This is a genomic window from Streptomyces sp. NBC_01460, from assembly GCF_036227405.1.
Lineage (GTDB): Bacteria > Actinomycetota > Actinomycetes > Streptomycetales > Streptomycetaceae > Streptomyces.
Genome location: NZ_CP109473.1, coordinates 6768422 through 6790999, shown reverse-complemented (window position 1 = coordinate 6790999; position 22578 = coordinate 6768422). Strand labels below are relative to the sequence as shown.

Annotated in this window: 15 protein-coding genes; 6 read left to right on the top strand and 9 right to left on the bottom strand. The window is 72.5% G+C overall.

Annotated elements, in window-relative coordinates:
- Positions 1 to 35: 35 nt before the first annotated feature.
- Positions 36 to 2450 (top strand): endonuclease/exonuclease/phosphatase family protein, encoded by a 2415-nt coding sequence (locus tag OG488_RS30585; RefSeq protein WP_329234640.1) that lies wholly within the window; start codon positions 36 to 38, stop codon positions 2448 to 2450.
- 114 nt (positions 2451 to 2564) lie between these two features.
- Here the strand turns inward: OG488_RS30585 and OG488_RS30580 are convergent, their stop codons facing one another.
- From OG488_RS30580 to OG488_RS30570, 3 genes are read right to left on the bottom strand one after another with little or no spacing between them, the layout of a single operon-like run.
- The gene (locus tag OG488_RS30580; protein ID WP_329234637.1) at positions 2565 to 3530 is read right to left on the bottom strand and encodes an alpha/beta fold hydrolase; all 966 of its coding nucleotides are present in this window, start codon (positions 3528 to 3530) and stop codon (positions 2565 to 2567) included.
- Between the two features lie 18 nt (positions 3531 to 3548).
- Complete coding sequence (locus OG488_RS30575; RefSeq protein WP_329234634.1) at positions 3549 to 4823, bottom strand: beta-ketoacyl-[acyl-carrier-protein] synthase family protein; 1275 nt, start codon at positions 4821 to 4823, stop codon at positions 3549 to 3551.
- Positions 4820 to 5053 (bottom strand): acyl carrier protein, encoded by a 234-nt coding sequence (locus OG488_RS30570; RefSeq protein ID WP_329234631.1) that lies wholly within the window; start codon positions 5051 to 5053, stop codon positions 4820 to 4822. The genes OG488_RS30575 and OG488_RS30570 overlap by 4 nt, the downstream gene beginning before the upstream one ends.
- 507 nt (positions 5054 to 5560) lie before the next feature.
- Here OG488_RS30570 and OG488_RS30565 point away from each other — a divergent pair.
- From OG488_RS30565 to OG488_RS30550, 4 genes are all read left to right on the top strand, one after another.
- The gene (locus tag OG488_RS30565; protein ID WP_329234628.1) at positions 5561 to 6292 is read left to right on the top strand and encodes a nitroreductase family protein; all 732 of its coding nucleotides are present in this window, start codon (positions 5561 to 5563) and stop codon (positions 6290 to 6292) included.
- 220 nt (positions 6293 to 6512) lie between these two features.
- Positions 6513 to 8057 (top strand): N-acetylmuramoyl-L-alanine amidase, encoded by a 1545-nt coding sequence (locus tag OG488_RS30560; RefSeq protein ID WP_329234625.1) that lies wholly within the window; start codon positions 6513 to 6515, stop codon positions 8055 to 8057.
- Between the two features lie 189 nt (positions 8058 to 8246).
- Positions 8247 to 8672 carry a DUF3291 domain-containing protein gene (locus tag OG488_RS30555; protein ID WP_329234621.1) on the top strand — a complete coding sequence of 142 codons (426 nt, stop codon included), beginning with the start codon at positions 8247 to 8249 and terminating at the stop codon, positions 8670 to 8672.
- A 334-nt stretch (positions 8673 to 9006) separates the two neighbouring features.
- A complete protein-coding gene (locus OG488_RS30550; protein WP_329234618.1) occupies positions 9007 to 9840 on the top strand; it encodes a DUF3626 domain-containing protein in 834 nt (277 codons plus the stop codon).
- A gap of 106 nt (positions 9841 to 9946) precedes the next feature.
- On the opposite strand, the gene OG488_RS30545 is transcribed toward OG488_RS30550, so the two are convergent.
- The 6 genes from OG488_RS30545 to OG488_RS30520 all read right to left on the bottom strand — a co-directional run bounded on the left by OG488_RS30545 (position 9947) and on the right by OG488_RS30520 (position 20566).
- A complete protein-coding gene (locus OG488_RS30545) occupies positions 9947 to 13699 on the bottom strand; it encodes a S8 family serine peptidase (protein WP_329234614.1) in 3753 nt (1250 codons plus the stop codon).
- A gap of 105 nt (positions 13700 to 13804) precedes the next feature.
- Positions 13805 to 14944, bottom strand: coding sequence for an XdhC/CoxI family protein (locus OG488_RS30540; RefSeq protein WP_329234610.1), 1140 nt, complete (start codon positions 14942 to 14944; stop codon positions 13805 to 13807).
- Between the two features lie 41 nt (positions 14945 to 14985).
- Positions 14986 to 16443 (bottom strand): NCS2 family permease, encoded by a 1458-nt coding sequence (locus tag OG488_RS30535; RefSeq protein WP_329234606.1) that lies wholly within the window; start codon positions 16441 to 16443, stop codon positions 14986 to 14988.
- 213 nt (positions 16444 to 16656) lie between these two features.
- Positions 16657 to 19074, bottom strand: a complete 2418-nt coding sequence (locus OG488_RS30530; protein ID WP_329234603.1) for a xanthine dehydrogenase family protein molybdopterin-binding subunit — start codon at positions 19072 to 19074, stop codon at positions 16657 to 16659.
- Positions 19075 to 19076: 2 nt separating this feature from the next.
- On the bottom strand, positions 19077 to 19673 hold the full coding sequence (locus OG488_RS30525) for a (2Fe-2S)-binding protein (RefSeq protein ID WP_329234601.1): 597 nt from the start codon (positions 19671 to 19673) through the stop codon (positions 19077 to 19079).
- A 2-nt stretch (positions 19674 to 19675) separates the two neighbouring features.
- Positions 19676 to 20566 (bottom strand): FAD binding domain-containing protein, encoded by an 891-nt coding sequence (locus tag OG488_RS30520; RefSeq protein ID WP_329234598.1) that lies wholly within the window; start codon positions 20564 to 20566, stop codon positions 19676 to 19678.
- A gap of 269 nt (positions 20567 to 20835) precedes the next feature.
- Here OG488_RS30520 and OG488_RS30515 point away from each other — a divergent pair, with 269 nt between their 5' ends.
- On the top strand, positions 20836 to 22566 hold the full coding sequence (locus tag OG488_RS30515; protein ID WP_329234596.1) for a PucR family transcriptional regulator: 1731 nt from the start codon (positions 20836 to 20838) through the stop codon (positions 22564 to 22566).
- The last annotated feature ends 12 nt before the right edge of the window (positions 22567 to 22578 follow it).

Here is a 22578-nt window from a genome sequence, read left to right as displayed (position 1 = left end):
TTTTGGCCCTCACCACACATTTGGGGGCAGTTCCCGTGTACATAGCCAGACCCGGCTCCGCCCTGCTGGCCGCCGCCGTCGCCGTGACCCTCTCCGTGACCGCGCTGCCCGCCGCCTTCGCCGCACCGTCGTCGTCGGCCGTCATCTCCGAGGTGTACGGCGGCGGGGGCAACTCCGGTGCGACGCTGACCCGCGACTACATCGAGCTGGCCAACGCCGGGTCGGGCGCCTACGGCCTGTCCGGCCTCAGCGTCCAGTACCTGCCGGGCACCCCCTCCGCCGGGTCGCTGTGGCAGGTCTCCGAGCTGTCCGGCGCCGTCGCGCCGGGTGGCCGGTACCTCGTCGCCCAGGCCGCGGGCACCGGCGGGACGGTCGCCCTGCCGGCCCCCGACGCCACCGGCACGGTCGCGATGTCCGCGGCGAGCGGCACCGTCGCGCTCGTCTCCGGCACCGCTCCGCTGACCTGCAGGACCGCTGCGGACTGCGCCGCCGACACCCGGATCGTGGATCTCGTCGGCTACGGCTCCGCCGTCGTACGGGAGGGCAGCGGTCCCGTACCGGGCGCCTCCGCCACCGCTTCCGTGGCCCGTGGTGCGGCCCTGGCGGACACGGACGACAACGCCGCCGACCTGACGGCGGGCGCCCCGACCCCCGTCAACGCGGCGGGGGAGACCGCCGGCGGCTCCGGACCGGGCGAGCCCGGCGGACCGACCGAGCCGGGCACGGTGCGGGTGCACGACATCCAGGGCACGACCCGGCTCTCCCCGCTCGCCGGGCAGCCGGTCGCCGGGGTCCCGGGCGTCGTCACGGGCGTGCGGACCTCGGGCTCGCGCGGATTCTGGATCCAGGACACGGCGCCGGACGGCGACGCCCGCACGAGCGAGGGCCTGTTCGTCTACACCGGCTCCTCGGCCCCCGCGGTCGCCGTCGGCGACTCCGTGCTGGTCAGCGGCAAGGTCGCCGAGTACTACCCGGCCACCGGGACCCAGTCGCTCACCCAGATCACCGCTCCGCTGACCACGGTCCTCTCCTCGGGCAACGCCCTGCCGGAGGCCGTCGTCCTCGACGCCTCCTCCGTACCGGACGCCTACGTGCCGACGGCCGACGGCGGTTCGGTCGAGGCTCTCGCCCTCGACCCGACGGCGTACGCCCTGGATCTGTACGAGTCGCTCGAGGGCGCGCGCGTCACGATGGCCGACACCCGCGTGACCGGTGCGACCACCGCGTACGACGAGGTCTGGGTGACGGTGAAGCCCCGGGAGAACCCCACCCGTCGCGGCGGCACGCTGTACGCCTCCTACGAGGACCAGAACACCGGCCGCCTCAAGGTGATGTCCCTGGACGCGGCGCACCCGGTGCCGGTCGCCGACGTGGGCGACGTGCTGTCCGGCACCACCACGGGCGTCGTCGACTACGCCTCGTTCGGCGGCTACAACGTCCAGGCCACCCAACTGGGTTCGCTCGAGGACAACGGCCTGAAGCGTGAGGTGACGCGGAAGCAGAAGCGCAAGGAGCTCGCCGTCGCCACGTACAACGTGGAGAACCTCGACGCGGCGGACGACCAGGCCAAGTTCGACACGCTCGCCCGGGGGGTGGCGGTCAGCCTCGCCTCCCCGGACATCGTGTCGCTGGAGGAGATCCAGGACGACAACGGCGCGGTGAACGACGGCACCGTGGGCTCCGAGGCCACGCTGAAGCGCTTCACCGACGCGATCGTCGCCGCCGGCGGCCCCCGGTACGCCTGGCGCTACGTGGCCCCCCAGGACGGCAAGGACGGCGGCGAGCCGGGCGGCAACATCCGTAACGTCTTCCTCTTCCACCCCGGCCGTGTCGACTTCGTGGACCGGCCGGGTGGCGACGCGACCACCGCGGTGAAGGCGGTGAAGACGAAGAAGGGCGCCGCCCTCTCCGTCTCGCCCGGCCGGATCAACCCCACGAGCACGGCCTGGGACAGCAGCCGCAAGCCGCTGGTGGGCGAGTTCCGCTTCCGTGGTGAGCCGGTCTTCGTCATCGCCAACCACTTCGCGTCCAAGGGCGGCGACCAGCCCCTGCACGGCCGCTACCAGGAGCCGGTGCGCAGCTCGGAGACGCAGCGGGTGCGGCAGGCGACGGAGGTCAACACCTTCGTCACCTCGCTGCTGAAGGCGGACAGGGCGGCCCGGGTGGTCACGCTCGGCGACCTGAACGACTTCGCCTTCTCCCCCACGATGAGCGCCCTGACCAGCGGCAAGGTGCTCAAGCCGCTGATCACGACGCTGCCCGTCGGCGAGCAGTACAGCTATGTGTACGACGGCAACTCGCAGACGCTGGACCACATCCTGACCAGCCCGGCCGTCCGCCGCTTCGGCTACGACGTGGTGCACATCAACGCGGAGTTCGCCGACCAGGCGAGCGACCACGACCCGCAGATCGTGCGGATCGACGTGAAGGGGCAGGGCCACCGGCACTGACCCTCCCGGGTGGCGGCCCCGGCCGGGGCCGCCACCCGGACCGCCCGCCACCCGCCGGTGCGGAGCACCGCCCGGGAAAGCCGGCCGGGATCACGGCGGTGACGGCCGGCCGGCTCACCGCGGTGCCGTACGCGGTGCGGTCGCGCCGGGGGCCGGGGGCGATACGGGTGTGGAATCCGATGGAACGGCCTCCCCGGCCCGCGCCTGGTGCGGGAGCAGGTGCGCGACCGCGTCGACCGGCTGGTCGGTGAAGAAGCGGGTCACGAGGGACGCGACCTCGTCGGCCCGCTCCAGGACGACCCAGTGGTCGGACTCGGGGAGCGTGAGGAAGCGGCTCCCCTCGATGGTCCCGGCGAACTCCCGCTGCAGTTCGGGCGAGGTCACCGTGTCGTGCTCCCCGGCGAAGACCAGGGCGGGTACGCCCGACAGACCGCCGGAGAAGTCGGGCATGTCCCCCAGTGCCCGGCGCAGCGAGTCGGCGGCGTGCTCCGAGTGGGCGAGCGCGTGCAGGAAGGAGCGTCGCACGTAGCGCCGGGCGAGCTCCCTCCGGTGCACGGGGCGGGCCGGGTCCAGGCACATCAGCCCGTCGGCGGCCAGCGACGCGAAGCGCTCGGCGTCCCCCTCCGCCAGCGCCTGCGTCGCCCGGTGCCAGTACGCGCGCCGGTCCTCACCGATGTGGGTGGGGACACCGCCGAGGACGAGTCTGGCGACGCGCCCCGGGTCGTGCCGCGCACAGCCGAAGGCGATGGAGGCCCCGTAGGAGAAGCCGAAGAGATTGACCCTCGCGATGCCCAGGTCGTCGAGGATCCCGGTGACCGCCGCACGCAGGACCGGCGCGCCGGGGCCGGGCGGCAGGGGGTCGGCCGTGCCCATGCCGGGCAGGTCGGCGGTCACCACATCGGCCACGGGGCCCAGGTGGTCGTCCATCTGCGGCCAGCCGAACATGCCCTGCAGCGCGCCGCCGATGACGAGGACCGGTTCGGTGGCGGGTGCGCCGCCGGCGGACGGATCGCGGGGCAGGACGCGGTAGCCGTAACGCAGTCCGTCCACGGTCAGGGAACGGATGATCTCTTCGGGCATGGTGCTCCTCGCTTCCCGTCAGGCCCTGGTCAGCACGAGCGCCGCGTTGTGGCCGCCGAACCCGAGCGACGTCTTGACGGCGCAGTCGAACACGGCGCGCCGGGCCTCCTTGCTCACCACCTCGACGGGGATCGCGGGGTCGGGGGCGTCCAGGTTGGCGGTCGGCGGGACGAGCTGGTGCTGGAGCGCGAGGACGGTCAGGGCCGTCTCGATGCCGCCCGCGGCGCCCAGGGTGTGCCCGGTCATGGCCTTCGTGGAGGTGACGAGGGGGTGTTCGCCCAGGACGCGGCGGAGCATGACCGACTCGATGAGGTCGTTGGCGACGGTCGAGGTCCCGTGGGCGTTGACATGGCCGATGTCGGAGGCGTCGATGCCCGCGTCGGCCAGGGCGGTGCGCAGTGCCCGCTCGATGCCGAGGCCGTCGGGATCGGGGGCGACGGCGGAGTGGGCGTCGCTGGAGGCCCCGTAGCCGGCGACACGGGCGCGGACGGTGGCGCCGCGGGCGCGCGCGTGCTCGGGGCGTTCCATGACGAGGAGTCCCGCGCCCTCACCCACGACGAACCCGTCCCGGTGGGTGTCGAAGGGGCGGCAGGCCGCCACCGGATCGTCGCGGCGGGTGGAGACCGCCCTCATCTGACAGGCGCTGGCGATCAGCAGCCGGGAGCGGACCGACTCGGCGCCGCCCGCGACGACGATGTCGCAGGCCCCCGCGCGGAGCATCTGGTGGGCCGTGCCGATGGCCACGGTCCCGGACGAGCAGGCCGTGGACACGGCCTGGCTCGGGCCGTGCACGCCCAGGTCCATGGCGACGCTGCTGGCGGCGCCGTTGACGACGCTCAGCGGCGCGAGCTTCGGGGAGACACGGCGCGCGCCGCGCTCGGTGAGGGTGGTGTGCTGCTCGTCGTAGAACGGCAGCCCGCCGTGGGCGGAGCCGATCACGACGGCGACCCGGCCGCTGTCCCAGACCGAGGGGTCGAGCCCGGCGTCCGCGACCGCCTCACGGGCCGCGATCACGGCGAGCTGCGAGAAGCGGTCCATCAGCCGCTGGGCCGCGACGCCCAGGAGCGCCTTCGTGTCCAGGCCGTCGACGGTGTACATGAAGTCGCAGGGGAGCCCCTCCAGTTCCGGCAGGTGCGGAACCGAGGGGACGGTCGCGGTGTCGCACACCCCGTGCCAGGCCGCGTCGGTTCCGACTCCGGCGGCGGTGACCAGGCCGATGCCGGTGACCGCGGCGCTGAACGGCTCGATGCCCGGCCGCGGGCCCCTGCGCGCGTACGGCCCCCGGCCCGTCACGCGCCGGCCTTGCTGCGCACGGCCGCGACCAGGTGACCGACGGTGTCGCGCGACGACAGGACGACGTCCTCCAGATCGATGTCGAGCCGGTCCTCGATGAGGAGCCGGAGCTCCTCCAGGGCGAGCGAGTCCAGCCTCAGCTGACGGAGCGGCACCTCGGGCCGGATGGCCCCCGGATCGGTTCCGAACCTGGTGACGAGCAAGGCGCTGATCTCTTCCGAGGTGCTCATGCGGACGCTCCTGCGCTCTCGGTACGCGGTGACGCCGGCCGCGTGGGGGGTGAGGTGGCCATCGGGGGACGCCGGCTGCTCGGGAGGGACCCTTTATACGCCTTCGAGGCCGGTTTCCCGGCCCCCGTTCCCCCGTGAGGAGGGGGGACGTCCAGGTGTGCGAATCCGGCGCGCCGCAGCGGATCGGCCGATGGGCACGGACGTACGGATACGCCTCCCCGACGCGGAACGGAACACGAGGGTGACGGAGCGCCAGGACGGATCCGCCCGGCCCAACTGGAATGCCCCGTAAGCCGAGTTGCGCGACTCCCACCCCAAGGGCGAAGGGAGCTCCGCGCCGGGGGCGAAGGGGGCCGCCCCGCCCGCCGCACACCGTCCGCCGCCCGGTCCCGCCGACCGGCGCACCGGTTCGGCTCGACGACGGCGCTGACCTGCGCCGGGCCCAGCCGGAACGCGGACGCCAACAGGGCTCCCCGCGCCGGTGCTTGAGCCGTAAACTCCGCGATCATGACCTTCGAAACGGTGTACTCAGACGCGCCCTCCCCCGACGGGCCCGCCCTCTTCCCGACCATGTCGACCATGCGCGCCATGCGCCGCCTCAAGCCGGACGCCGTGCCGGACGAGACGCTCGAACAGCTCATACAGGCCGCGGTCTGGGGGCCCAGCGGCGGCAACATGCAGTGCTACGAGTACGTGGTCGTCACCGACCGCGCGGTCATGGCCGAGCTGGCACCCCTGTGGAAGCGGTGTGTGGACGCCTACCTCGCGACGACCGGCAAGCACGCGCCCGCGGGCATGCCCGACGCCGCGTACGGGCGGATGGTGGCGGCGATCGAGCACCAGCGCGACCACTTCGCGGACACCCCCGCGCTGATCATCCCGTGCTACAAGTTCCCCGAGCCCCGGTTCGACGAGGAGGGGCTGGGCGTCTACGCCGAGTCGCTCGGTCCGGCGGGTCTGGAGCACATGACGAACACCCAGACGCGCTTCCAGGCGCTCGCCGAGGGCTCCTGCGTCTATCCGGGCGTCCAGAACATCCTGCTGGCGGCGCGGGCCCTGGGGCTCGCGGCCAACGTCACCATCTGGCACCTGATGCTGGAGCAGGAGTGGAAGAAGGCCCTCGGGATCCCCTCGGACACGCACACCTTCGCCGCCATTCCGGTGGGGTGGCCGCAGGGCAACTTCGGACCGGTCCGGCGCCGCCCGGTCGCCGACGTCATCCACCGGGACCGCTGGTAGCACCACCGGCGGGCCGCCGGGCCCGGGAGCGGAGCGGCGGCCCGCCGGGGAGCCGTGGAGCGAGGCTCAAATCCATTGGAGTGACAGGGATTTGGACACGCCCGGGAGCGCACCGCCATGTGTTAATCACATGGATAGCCTGTGCGGGCTCGAACGGCCCCCGGCCCACCCCACTCCGGGTCCGGGGGCCTTCCTCTCCCCCACGAAACCTGGAGCAGGCATGCCCCGACGCCCCGTCGGCCACACCCGAGGCCGCGCAGCCGTTCTGGCCTCCCTCACCGCCACCGCCCTGGTCACCGCCGGCCAGCCCGCCGGCGCCGCCCCGGTCGGCGCCGACCCCATGAACCGCGCGTTCCGGCAGGCCGCCGCGGCGTACGGCGTACCGCGTGACCTGCTCGCCGCCGTCGGCTACGGCGAGACCCACCTGGACGGTCACGCCGGGCTCCCCAGCCAGGACAACGGCTACGGCGTGATGCACCTCGCCAGCAACCCCGTCAACCACTCCCTGGAGAAGGCGGCCTCGCTGACGGGCAGGTCCACGGCGGATCTCCGCGAGGACACCCCGGCCAACATCCTGGGCGGCGCGGCCGTGCTGCGGAACCACGCGGACGCCCTGGGCCTGGACAAGGCCGAGCGGGCCGACATCGACGCCTGGTACCCGGCGGTGGCCCGCTACAGCGAGGCCGAGGGGGCCGTCGCCGCCCTCTACGCGGACACCGTCTACACCTTCCTCGCGCAGGGCCTGCGGGCGACCGTCGCCGGCGGTGAGCGGATCTCGGTCACCTCCCGCCCGGTCTCCCCCGAGAAGGGCCCGCTCGCGAAGGCCGACGTCACCGCGCAGAGCCCGGACTACCCGCCGGCCCTCTGGGTGGCCGCCGCTTCCGCCAACTTCGCCACGGGGCGTACGGCGACGGTGGACAAGGTGGTCATCCACGTCGCGCAGGGTTCGTACGCCGGGACCATCAGCTGGTTCCAGGATCCCGTCTCGAAGGTCAGCTCCCACTACGTGGTGCGCTCCTCGGACGGCCGGATCACCCAGATGGTGCGCGACAAGGACACCGCTTACCACGCCAAGAGCGCCAACGCCTCGTCGCTGGGCATCGAGCACGAGGGCTTCATCGACAACCCGTCGTGGTTCACCGACCCGATGTACCGGTCCTCGGCGGCACTGACGAAGTACCTCTGCGACCGGTACGGCATCGCCAAGGACCGGTCGCACATCATCGGGCACAGCGAGGCGCCCGGGAACGACCACACCGATCCGGGCGTCAACTGGAACTGGACGTACTACATGCAGCTCGTCGGCGCCTCGGCCGGCGGGGCGGACGCGCAGAGCTTCGCGGCGTACACACCCCAGGAGCAGGGCTCGACGGGCGCACAGGTGAAGGCGGTCCAGAGCCTGCTCAACCAGCAGGGCTACGAGGCGGGCGCCGAGGACGGCGTCTTCGGCGCCACCACCAGGAGCGCCGTACAGGCCTTCCAGACGGCGCGCGGCCTCACCCCCGACGGCACGGTCGGCACCAGGACCTGGACCGCGCTGCTCTCCGCCGGCACGACACCGGCCCTCGCCCAGGGCTCCTCGGGCGACGCGGTGAAGCGGGTGCAGCGGGCGCTGACCGCAGCCCTGGGCCGGACGGTGACGGCCGACGGAGCCTTCGGGGCGCTCACGGACACGGCGGTCCGCGACTACCGGAGCGCCCGGGCGCTGGGGACCGACGGGAGCGTCGGCCCCGAGACCTGGAAGGCGCTGCAGTCCGGACGCTGACGCCGGATCACCGCGCCCCGCGTCCCGCCCCGCTCCCGCCGGGAGGCCGGCGGGAGCGGGGCGCGGCCGATGCCCCCGGGTCCGTCGGCCGGGTGAACCGTTCCCCGTAATTCACCGACAGGCGGGAGCACTCCCGCCTAACATGGAGAGCAGACAGCACCACTATCCATACTGAAGGCGAGTAGTGCGATGCCGACGCTTCCGTGGGTCACTCCCCAGCCTCCTCCCTCCGACGGCACGACCGTGGTCATGGCCTCGCGCTTCGAGGTCCGCTCGCTGCGCGACGTACCGCGCTTCTTCCTGAAGTCACTGGCGGCGTGGAAGCAGGTGCGCTCCGCGCCGGGAGCCTTCGGTGCCTCGCTCATCGCCCAGCCCGGCAGGCGGGTCTTCTACACCCTGTCCGCCTGGGAGAGCCGCGACGCCCTCCACGCCTACGCCCGGACGGAGCCGCACCGCGGCATCATGACCGCCCTCCGGCCCACGATGCGGTCGTCGACGTTCACCTTCTGGGACGCACCGGTCGGCCTCCTGCCGATCAGCTGGGACGAGGCCAAGCGGCGCGTCGAGGAGCAGCGGCAGGCCGATGCCGCCGGGCAGGGCGACGCCACCGTCTGACCGCCCACGCACTCCGGTGCGCACCCACGGGTCCCGGGTGCGCCTTCCCCCGCACCGCTCCCCCGGGCGAATCTGGGCACTGCCGGCAGAGGGCCGGCAGGACGGCAGAGCTCAGGGGGCGGTCGGACATGGCTCGTACGCAGCCGACGTGTGGAGCACTCACCCAGAAGGGCACACGCTGCCAACGGCTGGCGATGAAGGGGGCGTCGCGGTGCGACCGGCACCGGGGCGACTGGTCGACGTACACGGTGGCGAGGCGCAAGGCACGCGAGAAGGCGGCCCGCCGCCGCTGAACGCGCGAGCCCCGTGGTCGGCGCTCCGGCAGACTGGGCCGATGAGCGCCGACATACACACGGCCCGGACGCGCGCACTGACGCACGTGGCCTCGCTGTCCAAGGGTCCGCCGCTGGATCCGTCCCTGCGGGTGACGATGAACTTCCACCCGGACCGGGTCAGCGGTGGCCGTACGGTCCTGGAACGACTGGCCGAGGACGGCGTGTACGTCTCCCAGTTCGTGACCGGCACCAGCAACGGCGGCCTCACCGCCCACCCCGGCGGTGACCGGTGGCGCTGGGAGAGCCGCATCTTCGGCGGCGCCTACGACGGTGCGAGCGCACACGAACGCCCGGTGTACGGAGCCTTGGACTTCCGCCGTTCCCCGTACGGCGCGGCTCCCCGGTTCGGTTCCGCGCACATCAGGCTGGACTCAGGGGCCCTGGAGCACGCCACGTTCTGCTACCCGGACAGCTTCCTGGAGCCTTCCGACTTCGGTGTGGCCGCTGCCGGGAGCCGGCTCGTCGCCCTCGCCGAGGCGGACGGGGCGGATGCCCTGGACGACTACGTCGAGGCGCAGGTGCACACCCCGGTCCGGCTCGACCGCGATGTGGAGGCCCTGGTCCTCGACCCGTGCTTCCGGGGAACGGCTGTGGAGGAGGCGGCCCGCGCGCTGCCCTGCCCCGTCGAATGGCACGGTGGGTTCCGGCTCTCCGTCGAGGAGTTGCGGCGCCGCCCCGGCTACCGGGGCCCCGAGTACGTCGAGCTGGGTGCCGCGCTCGCGGTCGGCGGATTCCTCGACGCGCGGATCATCGGGGAGGCGGCGCGGTCGGGGCAGCACGATCAGCAGGACCTCAAGCGGGTGTGGCACTGCCTGGCACGCTTCGGGCGGTGAGCGGGCCGGTGCGGGCCGCACGGCGAGGTGGCCGGTCGCACGGCGAGGTGGCCCCGCATCCCCGGGCGGGGATGCGGGACCACCTCGGTCGGGTCCGTTCAGCGGGTCACTTCAGGCCGAAGGCCTTGATGATCTCCTGGTCGACGACCAGGCCGCCGGGACCCTCGGCGTGCGCCTTGAGCGAGACCGAGTCCGCGCCCTTGGCGGGTGTCCGCAACTTCGCGTTCCACTCGCCCGACGAGCCCTTGCGCAGCTCCACCGCCTTCCAGGTCCTGCCCTCGTCGTAGCTGACCGACAGCGAGGCCCTGGTCGCCTTCACGGCGCCGTCCAGCCAGGCCTGCGTGCCCGACTCGATGCCGACCTCGACCTGCTTGCCGGCCTTGGCGTCGCCCGCCAGGTCGGTGTCCACGTCGTAGTCGAGCTGGAGCAGGGGGATGTCGGCCTGCTGGGTGCCCTCGGGCAGGGCGCCCGAGACGAAGCCCCACTCGGAGTGCGTCCGCGTCGAGGTCTTCCAGGTGGCCTCGTCGCGCACCGAGTCGATGACCAGGCGGTACGGCACCTTCTCGGCGGACAGGTCCCAGGCGTAACCGGCCCGGCCCGCGCCCTTCTTGATCAGGGTGTCTCCCTGGTAGAAGGCGTAGGACGTGGTGTCGTACTCGTTCTCCGGCATCGAGCCGGAGTGGCCCTCACCCGAGTCGGTCCACGGCGTGATGTTGAACTGGACGTCGTTGTACGCGGTGCGGAACGGTCCCCAGTACCCGGTGCCGAGCCGGGGGCCGACCACCGGGGCGAACCACTCGTCGCGGTAGGTCCGGCCCGCCGTGTAGTCGAGCTCCGCGCTGCGCACCTCGTGCGCCGTGCCGGAGTCGGCGTTCAGCACCGAGTGGTTCTCGTACCAGAAGGAGGCGCCGGGCAGCGGGTTGACCCACTCCGTGCGGGTGCCGGGGAACTTCTCGTACTCCTCGAAGCCGAGGCCCGGTCCGTAGTCCGGGATGTCGTAGCGGTAGCCGCCGCCGAGCGTCTCCTTGTGGCCGTAGAAGGTGTTCTCCACCTTCGCGAGCTGCCGGGTCGACGGGGCGAAGGCCAGCGAACGGTCCGGGACCGTGCCGTCGTGACGGTCCACCAGGTCGTAGACGTACGAGGCGAACTTCTTCTGGTCCAGCGAGAGTGTCCTGCCGCGCTGCGCCGCCTTGACCAGCGTCTCGCCCGCGATCTTCTGCACCGAGGCGACCGGGATGGTGGTCTGCTCGCCGTACGGCACGTAGCTCTCCATCGCGACCCCACGGCCGTCGTTGACGACGAAGAGTGCCTTCGCACCCGCCGCGACCGCGTTGGCCAGCCGCTCGGCGGGTGGGACGGTGTCACTGCGGGTGACGACGACGGCCTTGCCCTTGACGCTGCGGCCCTTGTAGTCGGCCGCGGCGCCGTTGCCCGCGAAGACACCGGTGAGCCTCTGCTCGCTGTCCTCGGCGACGACCGAGCCGTTCTGCACCGTGACCGGGACGTCGTGGCCGTCGGCCGTCAGGTCGATCAGCTCCTCGCCCTGGCGCCAGCGGGTGAGGAAGCTGAAGTCGCCCTGGGTGACCTTCTTCGTGGGGCTGACCCACAACTGGTCGTAGGCCGGCGGGATCTGGTAGGCGTCACGCTGGACCATGCCCTCGGGCGACGTGCGGGCCATGTCGTAGCGCAGCTGCCGCGTCTCGGTCTCCTTCGGGGTGCGCACGCTGACCTTGCGGGCCTTCGAGGCGTCGAGGGTGACCGTGGTGGCCTTGTCGAGGATCGTCTCGGGGGCCGCGAGGAACGCCACGGCCTGTGAGTCGGCACGGTCCCCGTCGACGTCGGCGGAGGTCCAGGCGGTGTAGTTGCCGGGGGGCAGCCGCAGCGTGGTCTCACCGGAGACCTGGACGAGGCCGAGCTGCGGGTCGCCGAGCGCGGCGAACACCACGGTGCCGTCCATCGGCTCGCCGGCACGGTCCCGGAGACGGAGCGTCAGGTCGTAGAGCTCCTGCTCCTTGTTCACGGCGAAGCCGGTGTGGGCCACCGTCGTGCCGGAGGCGTCGGTGGCGACGACCTGGCCGGAGAACCGGGTGTCGTTCGCGACCTTCGACGGGTCGATCGAGAGGACGGCCTCGGCGGTGGAGCCGGCCGGGACGGTCAGCTCGGACGTCGACAGGGTGTAGGCCGCGGCGTCCGTGTCGGTCGCCAGCTTCAGCGTGACGTCGTTGTCACCCGTGTTGCGGTAGGTGAGGGTCCGCTCCGCGACGGCGTCCTCGGCGCTGTGCGGCCAGTCGTACGACGCGACCTCGACGGAGCCGGTGGCCTCGATCGTCGTGTCGATGGCCGCCTCGACGTCGAGGCGCCCGGTGCCCTGCTCGTACGGCGTGTAGTCGGGCAGCCGCTTCGACGAGCTCATCAGCGCGTCCTTGAGGCGCTGACCGGACCACTCGGGGTGGCGCTGCTTCAGGATGGCCGCGGCGCCGGCGACGTGCGGGGTCGCCATCGACGTACCGGACATCTGCTGGTACATGCCCTCGACACCGGGGACCGACTGCGAGGCGGCGGCGTTGATGTCGACGCCGGGTGCGGACAGGTCGGGCTTCAGCCCGTAGGACCGCACGAGCGGCCCCATGGAGGAGAAGTTCGCCCGGCCGTCCTGCTTGTCGACGGCGGCGATGGTGAGCGCGCTCGCGGCGGACCCGGGCGCGCCGATGGTCCCCGCCCCGTAGGCGTTGCCCGCGGCGATCACGAACAGCGGACCGCCGTCGGCGGAGAGGGCGTCGACCGCCTGCGCCATCGGGTCGGTGCCGTCGTCCGGGACGCTGGAGCCGAGGCTCATGGAGACGACGTCGGCGCCTTCGGCCTTCGCCCACTCCATCGCCTCGATGATGCCCGAGTCGGCGCCGGACCCCTGGTTGCTCAGGACCTTGCCGACGATGAGGTCGGCTGCGGGGGCGACGCCCTTGTTGACGCCGTCCGAGGCGGCGCCCGAACCCGCGATGGTGGAGGCGACGTGTGTGCCGTGACCGTGCTTGTCGTCGACCTCCTCGCCCGGCACGAAGCTCCTGGACTCCTTGACGCGGTCCTTGACGTCCGGGTGCGTGGCGTCGATGCCGGTGTCCAGGACGGCGACCGTGGTGCCCTTGCCGTCGAAGCCGGCCGCCCATGCCTGCGGCGCGTTGACCTGGGGCACGGAGTCCTTGAGCGCGGCCTCGACCTTCCCGTCGAGCCACAGCTTCGCGATGCCGTTGTTCAGCGAACGGCTCTTGCCCGTACGGGAGATGTCGCTCCAGAAGGCGCGGGCGTCGTCCTTGTCGGCCTTCAGGGCCGCACCGTTGACCGACTCCAGCCGGCGCACGGTCTTGCTGCCGCGCGGGGCGGCGGGCAGCGAGCGCGCCGTGCTCGCCGGGTAGGTCGCGATCAGCGGGATGCCGCCGGAGCGCCGGTCGTCGTAGCCCATCTCGACCAGCGTCGAGATGTTGAACAGCCGGCGGTCCAGCTTCTCGGCCGCGATCAGGGCGGTCGCCTCGTCGGGTATGACGAAGATGTCCTCCCCGGCCTGCTGCACGTGCACGCCGCCCTCGGCACCGTCGGGGCGGTCCACGGTGACGGTGTCCTGGCTGCCCGCGCCGTCCGTGTAGTGGACGACGTCACCGGTGACCAGCGTGATGTCGTAGTCGCGAACCGCCCCGGATCCGTGGCGGTTCTCGGCGGTCGACGGCTTCGGGGCGGCGGTGGCGGAGCCCGCCGCGGGAAGCATGACGCCACTCACGAGGGCGACCGAGGTCGCTACGAGCAGCGCCCTGCGTCCCGCGCGAGCGGGTCTCGCCCGGCCGGGAACGGAGGAGAGGGAAAATGTCATGCAGCTGATCTACCGGTAAATCCGGGGCTGCGGACGGCTTCACCCCTGGCGTGAAACCGCCGTGGCGGCAACCCGCCCGTCCGGAGGCGCTGTTGCCGGCCGGGTTCAGGCCACCGAGGCGAGCGGCTGTCCGCATTCGTGGTGGATCGGGGTGTGTGCGCCCTTGAGCGGCAGGCCGCTGCCCCCGCGCCGCTCGGCGACGATCTCCGCAGCGATGGAGAGGGCGGTCTCCTCCGGGGTGCGCGCTCCCAGGTCGAGTCCGATCGGCGAGTGCAGCGCGGCCAGCTGCCGTTCGGTGACCCCCGCCTCGCGGAGCCGCTCGTTGCGCTCCAGGTGGGTGCGGCGCGAGCCCATCGCGCCGACGTAGGCGACCGGTAGCCGCAGGGCCAGCTCCAGCAGGGGGATGTCGAACTTGGCGTCGTGCGTGAGGACGCAGAGCACCGTACGCGCGTCCACGTCGGTGGTGGCGAGGTAGCGGTGCGGCCAGTCGACGACGATCTCGTCGGCGTCCGGGAAGCGCGCCGCCGTGGCGAAGACGGGGCGGGCGTCGCAGACCGTGACGCGGTAGCCGAGGAAGCGGCCGGCCCGCACCAGGGCGGCGGCGAAGTCGATGGCCCCGAAGACGATCATCCGGGGCGGGGGGACGCTCGACTCGACGAGCAGGGTGAGGGGGCTGCCGCAGCGGGACCCCTCGGCGCCGATGACGATCTCGCCGGTACGGCCGGTGTCGAGCATCGCCCGCGCCTCGGCGGCGGCCGTGCGGTCCAGCTCGGCGTGCCCGCCGAGCCCGCCCTCGTACGTACCGTCGGGGTGCACGAGCAGCGGCAGGCCGAGCATCCCGGCCGGGCCTTCGGTGACCCGGGCGACCGCGGCTGCCGTCCCCCCGGCGGCGGCTGCGAACGCGGCGGCGAACACCGGGCGCGCGGGGTCGTCCGCGCGCACCGGTGTGACCAGGATGTCGATGACGCCGCCGCAGGTCAGACCGACCGCGAAGGCGTCGTCGTCGCTGTAGCCGAAGCGCTCGCGGACGGTGGTGCCGTCCGCGATCGCCTGCCGGCACAGCTCGTACACCGCGCCCTCCACACAGCCGCCGGAGACCGAACCGACGGCCGTGCCGTCGCTGTCCACCGCGAGCGCGGCACCCGGCTGCCGGGGCGCGCTGCCGCCGACGGCCACCACGGTGGCCACGGCGAACTCGCGTCCCTGCCCGACCCACCGGTGGAGCTCCTCGGCGATGTCCAGCATGGCGTGTCTCCTTACGACGGGGAAAGGGGGCGCGGCGGGCGTCAGCTGACGCCCAGCCAGCTCTCGATGGGGTGCAGGGCGAAGTAGACGAAGAAGACCAGCGTCAGGACCCACATGAAGACACCGACCTCGCGGGCCCGGCCCTGGGCGAGCTTGATCGCCGTGTACGAGATGACGCCGGCGGCGACACCGGTGGTGATGGTGTAAGTGAACGGCATCAGGACGACGGTGAGGAAGACGGGCACGGCGACCGAGCGGTCCGACCAGTCCACGTGCCGGGCGTTCTGCATCATCATGGCCCCGATGACGACCAGCGCGGCGGCGGCCACCTCGGCCGGCACGATCGCCGTGAGCGGGGTGAAGAAGAGGCAGGCCGCGAAGAAGAGTCCGGTGACGACGGAGGCGAGCCCGGTGCGGGCACCCTCCCCGACCCCGGTGGCGGACTCGACGAAGACGGTCTGGCCCGAGCCGCCGGCGACGCCGCCGATGGCACCGCCCGCGCCGTCGATGAACAGTGCCTTCGACAGGCCCGGCATGCGGCCCTTGTCGTCGGCGAGGTTCGCCTCGGTACCGACGCCGATGATGGTGGCCATGGCGTCGAAGAAGCCCGCCAGGACGAGGGTGAAGACGATCATGCCGACCGTCATGACGCCCACGTCGCCCCAGCCGCCGAACTCGACGTCGCCGAAGAGCGAGAAGTCCGGCGAGGAGACGGCGCTGCCGCTCAGCTCGGGGGGCCCGCTGCTCCAGGACTTGGGGTCGATGTCACCGACGGCGTTGACGACGATCGCGACGACCGTGCCGACGACGATGCCGATGAGGATCGCGCCGGGCACGTTCCGTGCCTGCAGCATGAAGATGAGCAGCAGGGTCACGGCGAAGATGAGCACCGGCCAGCCGGTGAGTTCACCGGTGGGGCCGAGGGAGAGCGGGGTCGCCGCTCCCTGGTGGACGAAGCCGGCCTTGACGAGGCCGATCAGGGCGATGAAGAGCCCGATCCCGATGGTGATGCCGTGCTTCAGCGCGAGCGGGATCGCGTTCATGATCATCTCGCGGAGCCCGGTCACCACCAGGAGGCAGATGATCACACCGTAGATCACGCACATGCCCATGGCCTGCTGCCAGGTCATGGCCGGCGCGACCTGGGAGGCGAGCACCCCGGAGACGCTGAGGCCGGCGGCGAGCGCGAGGGGCACCTTGCCGACGAAGCCCATCAGCAGGGTGGTGGCCGCCGCCGCGAGTGCGGTGGCCGTGATCAGGCCCGACTGGCCGAGGAGCTGGCCGTCGACGTCCTTGCCGCCGAGGATGAGCGGGTTGAGCAGGAGGATGTACGCCATGGCCATGAAGGTCGTGACGCCACCGCGCACCTCGCGCGCGACGGTCGATCCCCGCTCGGATATGTGGAAGTAACGGTCGAGCCAGGAGCGTCCGGCGGGGACACGCGAGCCGGGGCCCGCGTCCTCCGCGCTCGTCCTGGGTTCTACGGACTGCTGGGTCATGGTGCCTGACTCCCAAGGTTCACAGGGGCACCCGCGTGGAGCTCTCGTGATTGCGGGATTTGGGATGCTGCGAGGCGCACGACCCGGGGGACGGCCCGAGGCGAACTCATCGTGCAGGTGGTGCGGTGGTGCGAGGGCTCCGGACGGTGCGCGGCGCGGGGACGTGTGACGTCCACGGCAGGCACGCACCGCCCGGAGGGTCGTGAGGGCCCGTCAGGTCCCGGTGATGTGCTCGGGGCGCACCGGGGTCCTGTTGAGCTCCAGGCCCGTCGCGTTCCGGATCGCCGCGAGGACGGCCGGGGTGGACGACAGGGTCGGGGCCTCGCCGATGCCGCGCAGCCCGTACGGGGCGTGGTCGTCGGCGAGTTCGAGCACGTCGACCGGGATGGTCGGGGTGTCGAGGATGGTGGGGATCAGGTAGTCCGTGAAGGACGGGTTGCGCACCTTCGCGGTCTTCGGGTCGACGATGATCTCCTCCATGACGGCGACACCCAGTCCCTGGGTGGTGCCGCCCTGGATCTGACCCACGACCGACAGCGGGTTGAGCGCCTTGCCGACGTCCTGGGCGCAGGCGAGCTCGATGACCTTGACGAGGCCGAGCTCGGTGTCGACCTCCACCACCGCGCGGTGCGCGGCGAAGGAGTACTGGACGTGGCCGTTGCCCTGGCCGGTGCGCAGGTCGAAGGCCTCGGTGGGCCGGTGGCGCCACTCCAGCTCGACCTCGACGGCCTCGCCCTCCAGGACGTCCGCGATGCCGGCCAGGACCTCGCCGCCGTCGGTGACCACCTTGCCGCCCTCCAGGAGGAGTTCGGCGGTCGCCCAGGCGGGGTGGTACGTGCCGAGCTTCGCGCGGCCGATCTCCAGGACCTTCTCGCGCACGGCCTCGCAGGAGTTCTTGACCGCACCGCCGGTGACGTACGTCTGGCGGGAGGCGGAGGTGGATCCGGCGGAGCCGACCTGGGTGTCGGCCGGGTGGATGGTGACCTGGCTGACACCGAGCTCGGTGCGGGCGATCTGGGCGTGGACGGTGACGCCGCCCTGGCCGACCTCGGCCATCGCGGTGTGCACGGTCGCGACCGGCTCGCCGTTGATGACCTCCATCCGCACACGGGCGGTGGAGTAGTCGTCGAAGCCCTCGGAGAATCCGACGTTCTTCAGGCCGACCGCGTAGCCGATCCCGCGTACGACGCCCTCGCCGTGGGTGGTGTTGGAGAGCCCGCCGGGCAGCGCCCGGACGTCCACGGACGTGCCGTCCGCGCCGGCCGCCAGCCACTGCTGCTCGGGCGGCAGCGGCCGGGACTTGACCCGGCGCAGCAGCTCGGCGACCGGGGCGGGCGAGTCACAGGGCTGCCCGGTGGGGAGCAGGGTGCCCTGTTCCATGGCGTTCAGCTGGCGCAGCTCGACCGGGTCCATGTCCAGGGCGGCGGCGAGCTTGTCCATCTGCGCCTCGTAGGCGAAGCAGGCCTGGACCGCTCCGAAGCCGCGCATGGCGCCGCAGGGCGGGTTGTTGGAGTAGAGGGCGACGGCCTCGATGTCCACGTCCTCGACGGCGTACGGTCCGACCGCGAGCGAGGAGGCGTTGCCGACGACGGCCGGGGAGGCGGAGGCGTAGGCGCCGCCGTCCAGCACGATCCGGCACTTCATGTGGGTGAGCTTGCCGTCCTTGGTGGCCCCGTGCTCGTAGTGCAGCTTCGCGGGGTGGCGGTGGACGTGCCCGAAGAAGGACTCGAAGCGGTTGTAGACCATCTTGACGGGCTTGCCGGTGCGCAGCGCCAGCAGGCACGCGTGGATCTGCATCGACAGGTCCTCGCGCCCGCCGAAGGCGCCGCCGACGCCGGAGAGCGTCATGCGGACCTTGTCCTCGGGGAGGCCGAGGACGGGGGCGATCTGGCGGAGGTCGGAGTGCAGCCACTGGGTGGCGACGTAGAGCTCCACGCCGCCGTCCTCCGACGGCACGGCGAGGCCGGACTCGGGGCCGAGGAAGGCCTGGTCCTGCATGCCGAAGACGTAGTCGCCGGTGACGATCACGTCCGCTCGCGCGGCGGCCGCGTCCGCGTCGCCGCGGACGACGGGCTGGCGGTGGACGATGTTGGGGTGCGGGACGTGACCGATGTGGTGGTCGTCGCGGTTCTCGTGGACCAGGATCGCGTCGGGCGCGGTCGCCGACGCCTCGTCGGTGACGAGCGGCAGCTCGGCGTAGTCGATCTTGATCTTGGCCGCGGCGCGGCGCGCCGTCTCGGGGTGGTCCGCGGCGACGATCGCGACGGGCTCGCCGTGGTGGCGGACCTTGCCGTGGGCGAGTACGGGGGTGTCCTGGATCTCCAGCCCGTAGTTCTTCATCGCGGCCGGCAGGTCGTCGTACGTGAGGACGGCGTAGACGCCGGGCGTGGCCACGGCCTCCCCGATGTCGATCGACCGGATCTCGGCGTGCGCGACGGTGGAGCGGAGCGTGTGGCCCCACAGCATGTCCTCGTGCCACATGTCCGAGGAGTAGGCGAACTCGCCGGTGACCTTGAGGGTTCCGTCGGGGCGCAGGGTGGACTCACCGATGCCGCCCCGGGTCGGGGAGCCCTGGGTGATCTTGGTGGGGGTGCCGGCCGGTACGGTCGTGACTCGCGGGTGCGTCGACATGGCTATCGGACCGCCTCTTCCTGCCGGGCGGCCGCGAGGCGGACCGCGTCGAGGATCTTCTCGTAGCCGGTGCAGCGGCAGAGGTTGCCGGAGAGCGCCTCGCGGATGTCCTGGTCGGACGGGGAGGGCTGCGTCTCGAGCAGCTCGTCCGCCGCGACCAGCAGTCCCGGGGTGCAGAAGCCGCACTGGACGGCGCCCGCGTCGATGAACGCCTGCTGGACCGGCGAGAGTTCGCCCGCCTCGGCGCTCTGTCCGTCGGCGGGCCGCGCCTGCCAGCGCTGGGCGGCGTCGAGCGAGGTCCCGCAGGAGCTCGTCGCGCAGCCGGTGCCGGGGTGGGCGCCCTCGCGGTGCTTGGCGTAGTCGGCGAGGCCCTCGACGGTGACGACCTCGCGGCCCTCCGCCTGGCCCGCGGCGACGAGACAGGAACAGACCGGCACTCCGTCGAGGCGCACCGTGCAGGAGCCGCATTCGCCCTGTTCACAGGCGTTCTTGGAGCCGGGCAGACCCATCCGCTCACGCAGGACGTACAGGAGGGACTCTCCCTCCCAGACGTCGTCGGCTTCCTGCTTCCGTCCGTTGACCGTGAAATTCACTCGCATGGTTAAGCAGCTCCTTCGAGGGTGCGTCCCGCTCCGCGGTACTGCTCCCAGGTCCAGCCCAGCGTGCGGCGGGCCATGATGCCGACGGCGTGCCTGCGGTAGGCGGCGGTGCCCCGTACGTCGTCGATGGGGTTGCAGGCGCCTGAGGCGAGCTGGGCGAACTGCTTGGCGACCGACGGAGTGATGATCTTTCCGCTCTCCCAGAACCCGCCCTCCTCGAGCGCGGCGTTCAGGAACTCCTCGGCCTCCTTCGCCCGTACGGGGGTGGGGGCGGCGGAGCCGATGCCGGTGCGCACGGTGCGGGTCTCGGGGTGGAGCGCGAGGCCGAAGGCGCAGACGGCGATGACCATGGCGTTGCGCGTGCCGACCTTGGAGTACTGCTGCGGGCCGTCGGCCTTCTTGATGTGGACGGCCCTGATCAGCTCGTCCGGGGCGAGGGCGTTGCGCTTGACGCCCGTGTAGAAGTCGTCGATCGGGATCATCCGCGTCCCCCGTACGGACGCGGCTTCGACCTCGGCGCCCGCGGCGAGCAGCGCCGGGTGGGCGTCCCCGGCGGGCGAGGCCGTGCCCAGGTTGCCGCCGACACCGCCGCGGTTGCGGATCTGCGGCGAGGCGACGGTGTGCGAGGCGAGTGCGAGACCGGGCAGCTCGGCCCGCAGGTGTTCCATGACGGCGCTGTAGGGCACGGAGGCGCCGAGGCGTACGGCGTCCTGGCCGACCTGCCACTCGGACAGCTCACCGATACGGTTCAGGTCCATGAGGTACTCGGGCCGCCGGTGGTCGAAGTTGATCTCGACCATCACGTCGGTGCCACCGGCGATGGGCACAGCCGTCGGGTGCTCGGCCTTGGCGGCGAGCGCCTCCTCCCAGCTGGCGGGGCGAAGGAAGTCCATGAGTGGCTCTCTTCTTCTCAATCGGGTCGTTCGGCTGGGGCTGGGGACGGCCGGCCCTCGGGGTTCGTTCTGTGTTGTTGTCGCGGTGTGTGGCCCAGTACACAAGCCTTGCTCCACTCGGTGCAGTCACCGAAACCATGAAGGAATTGGCTGGTCCCCATCACTGTCTTGTAGATTCGAACAAATGGCGGGTCCCGGTAACCTCACCGCAATTCACAGGTCACCTCCGCCGTCCCCCGCACCAACGAAGAGAACGGCGGCAATCGACGATGCGGCTGCGCGCACTGCTGGACACCGAGGCGCTGGGCCTGCGGCTGCTCGGCGGCGAGGACGAGCTGGACCGTTCGGTCCGGGGCGTCATGACGACCGACCTGCGCGATCCCAGCCGCTACCTCTCCGGTGGGGAACTGGTCCTCACGGGGCTGGCCTGGCGCCGGGACGCGGCGGACTCGGAACCGTTCGTCCGGACCCTGGCGAACGCCGGAGTGGCCGGCCTGGCCGCCGGTGAGGCGGAGCTGGGGGCCGTCCCCGACGACCTGGTCGAGGCGTGCCTGCAGCACCGGCTCCCGCTCTTCGCGGTCGACGAGACCGTCGCGTTCGCAACGATCACCGAACACGTGGTGCGCCAGGTGTCCGGCGAGCGGGCCGGTGACCTGGCCGCGGTCGTCGACCGTCATCGCAGGCTGATGACCTCGGGCCCGGCGGGCGGCGGCCCCGAGGTGGTCCTCGACCTCCTCACCTCCGACCTGGACCTGCACGCCTGGGTCCTCTCCCCCACAGGCAGGCAGATCGCCGGAGCGGGCGAGCCCCTGTCTCCCCGGGTCGGCGCGGAACTGGCGGGACGGCACCTCGCGGCCACCCGTACCGGCCGCCCGGGGCCGCACCGGGCCGAGGTGGACGGCACGGCCTATTCGCTGTTCCCGATCCGGAACACCGGGCGGGGAGCCCTCCCCGCCCCGGCTCGCGACGTGCGCGCGTCCGTGCTCTCGGACTGGCTGCTGGCCGTCGCGGCCGACGCGGGCGACTGGCCCGAGGCGCGGCTGGACCTGCTCCAGGGGGTGACCCAGCTGATCGCCGTCGAGCGGGACCGCAGGGACGCGGCCCGGGCGGTACGCCGCAGGCTCGCCCAGGAGGTCCTGGAACTGGTCCAGACAGGCGCGCCCCCGGCGGAGATCGCGGCCAGGCTGCGGGTGGCCGCGCCGGTCCTGCTGCCCGGTCTCGGCACGGCTCCGCACTGGCAGGTCGTGGTGGCACGGGTCGAGTGGTCGCAGGAGGGCGCGGACCTCCCGGGCGGCCGGGCGGCGCAGGCGCTCCTGGAGGAGGTCCTGGTCGATCCCACGGTGACGGGCCCCGACTCGGCGGACCGGATCGCCGTGGCGCACACGGGCGAGGAGGCCATCGCCCTCGTGCCGCTGACCGCGGTGCCCGCGGCTCCCGAAGGGGCCGACGCCCCGGGAGGAACGGGCGCCCCGGAGGGAACGGACACCCCGGAGCGGCAGGAGACCGCGCTGCACGCCGACGCCCTGCTCGAAGCCGTCCGCGCGCCCCTGGCCGCCGGCCTCGCGGACGACGGCCGGCTGACACTGGGTGTCAGCGCGGCCGTGCACTCGGCCGAGGGGCTGCGCGGCGCGCTGGAGGAGGCCCGGCACGCCCGCCGGGTCGCCGCGGCCCGGCCGGGACCGGTCTGCGCGGCGGGCCACCACGAGCTCGCCTCGCACGTCCTGCTGCTGCCCTTCGTCCCCGACGACGTCCGCCGCGCGTTCACCGCGCGGCTCCTGGACCCGCTGCGCGACTACGACCGGCGCCACCGCGCGGAGCTGATCGAGACGCTGGAGGCCTTCCTGGACTGCGACGGTTCCTGGACCCGGTGCGCGGCCCGGCTGCACCTGCACGTCAACACGCTGCGCTACCGCGTCGGACGTATCGAGCAGTTGACGGGCCGTGACCTTTCCCGCCTCGAGGACAAGCTCGACTTCTTCCTCGCCCTGCGTATGAGCTGATCTTCCGGGCCC

What these genes read in the sequence shown, in the direction of transcription:
- OG488_RS30580 (WP_329234637.1), bottom strand. Translation starts at nt 3,530, where the DNA reads ATGCCCGAAGAGATCATCCGTTCCCTGACCGTGGACGGACTGCGTTAC.
- OG488_RS30570 (WP_329234631.1), bottom strand. Translation starts at nt 5,053, where the DNA reads ATGAGCACCTCGGAAGAGATCAGCGCCTTGCTCGTCACCAGGTTCGGA.
- OG488_RS30565 (WP_329234628.1), top strand. Translation starts at nt 5,561, where the DNA reads ATGACCTTCGAAACGGTGTACTCAGACGCGCCCTCCCCCGACGGGCCC.
- OG488_RS30560 (WP_329234625.1), top strand. Translation starts at nt 6,513, where the DNA reads ATGCCCCGACGCCCCGTCGGCCACACCCGAGGCCGCGCAGCCGTTCTG.
- OG488_RS30555 (WP_329234621.1), top strand. Translation starts at nt 8,247, where the DNA reads ATGCCGACGCTTCCGTGGGTCACTCCCCAGCCTCCTCCCTCCGACGGC.
- OG488_RS30550 (WP_329234618.1), top strand. Translation starts at nt 9,007, where the DNA reads ATGAGCGCCGACATACACACGGCCCGGACGCGCGCACTGACGCACGTG.
- OG488_RS30545 (WP_329234614.1), bottom strand. Translation starts at nt 13,699, where the DNA reads ATGACATTTTCCCTCTCCTCCGTTCCCGGCCGGGCGAGACCCGCTCGC.
- OG488_RS30540 (WP_329234610.1), bottom strand. Translation starts at nt 14,944, where the DNA reads ATGCTGGACATCGCCGAGGAGCTCCACCGGTGGGTCGGGCAGGGACGC.
- OG488_RS30535 (WP_329234606.1), bottom strand. Translation starts at nt 16,443, where the DNA reads ATGACCCAGCAGTCCGTAGAACCCAGGACGAGCGCGGAGGACGCGGGC.
- OG488_RS30530 (WP_329234603.1), bottom strand. Translation starts at nt 19,074, where the DNA reads ATGTCGACGCACCCGCGAGTCACGACCGTACCGGCCGGCACCCCCACC.
- OG488_RS30525 (WP_329234601.1), bottom strand. Translation starts at nt 19,673, where the DNA reads ATGCGAGTGAATTTCACGGTCAACGGACGGAAGCAGGAAGCCGACGAC.
- OG488_RS30520 (WP_329234598.1), bottom strand. Translation starts at nt 20,566, where the DNA reads ATGGACTTCCTTCGCCCCGCCAGCTGGGAGGAGGCGCTCGCCGCCAAG.
- OG488_RS30515 (WP_329234596.1), top strand. Translation starts at nt 20,836, where the DNA reads ATGCGGCTGCGCGCACTGCTGGACACCGAGGCGCTGGGCCTGCGGCTG.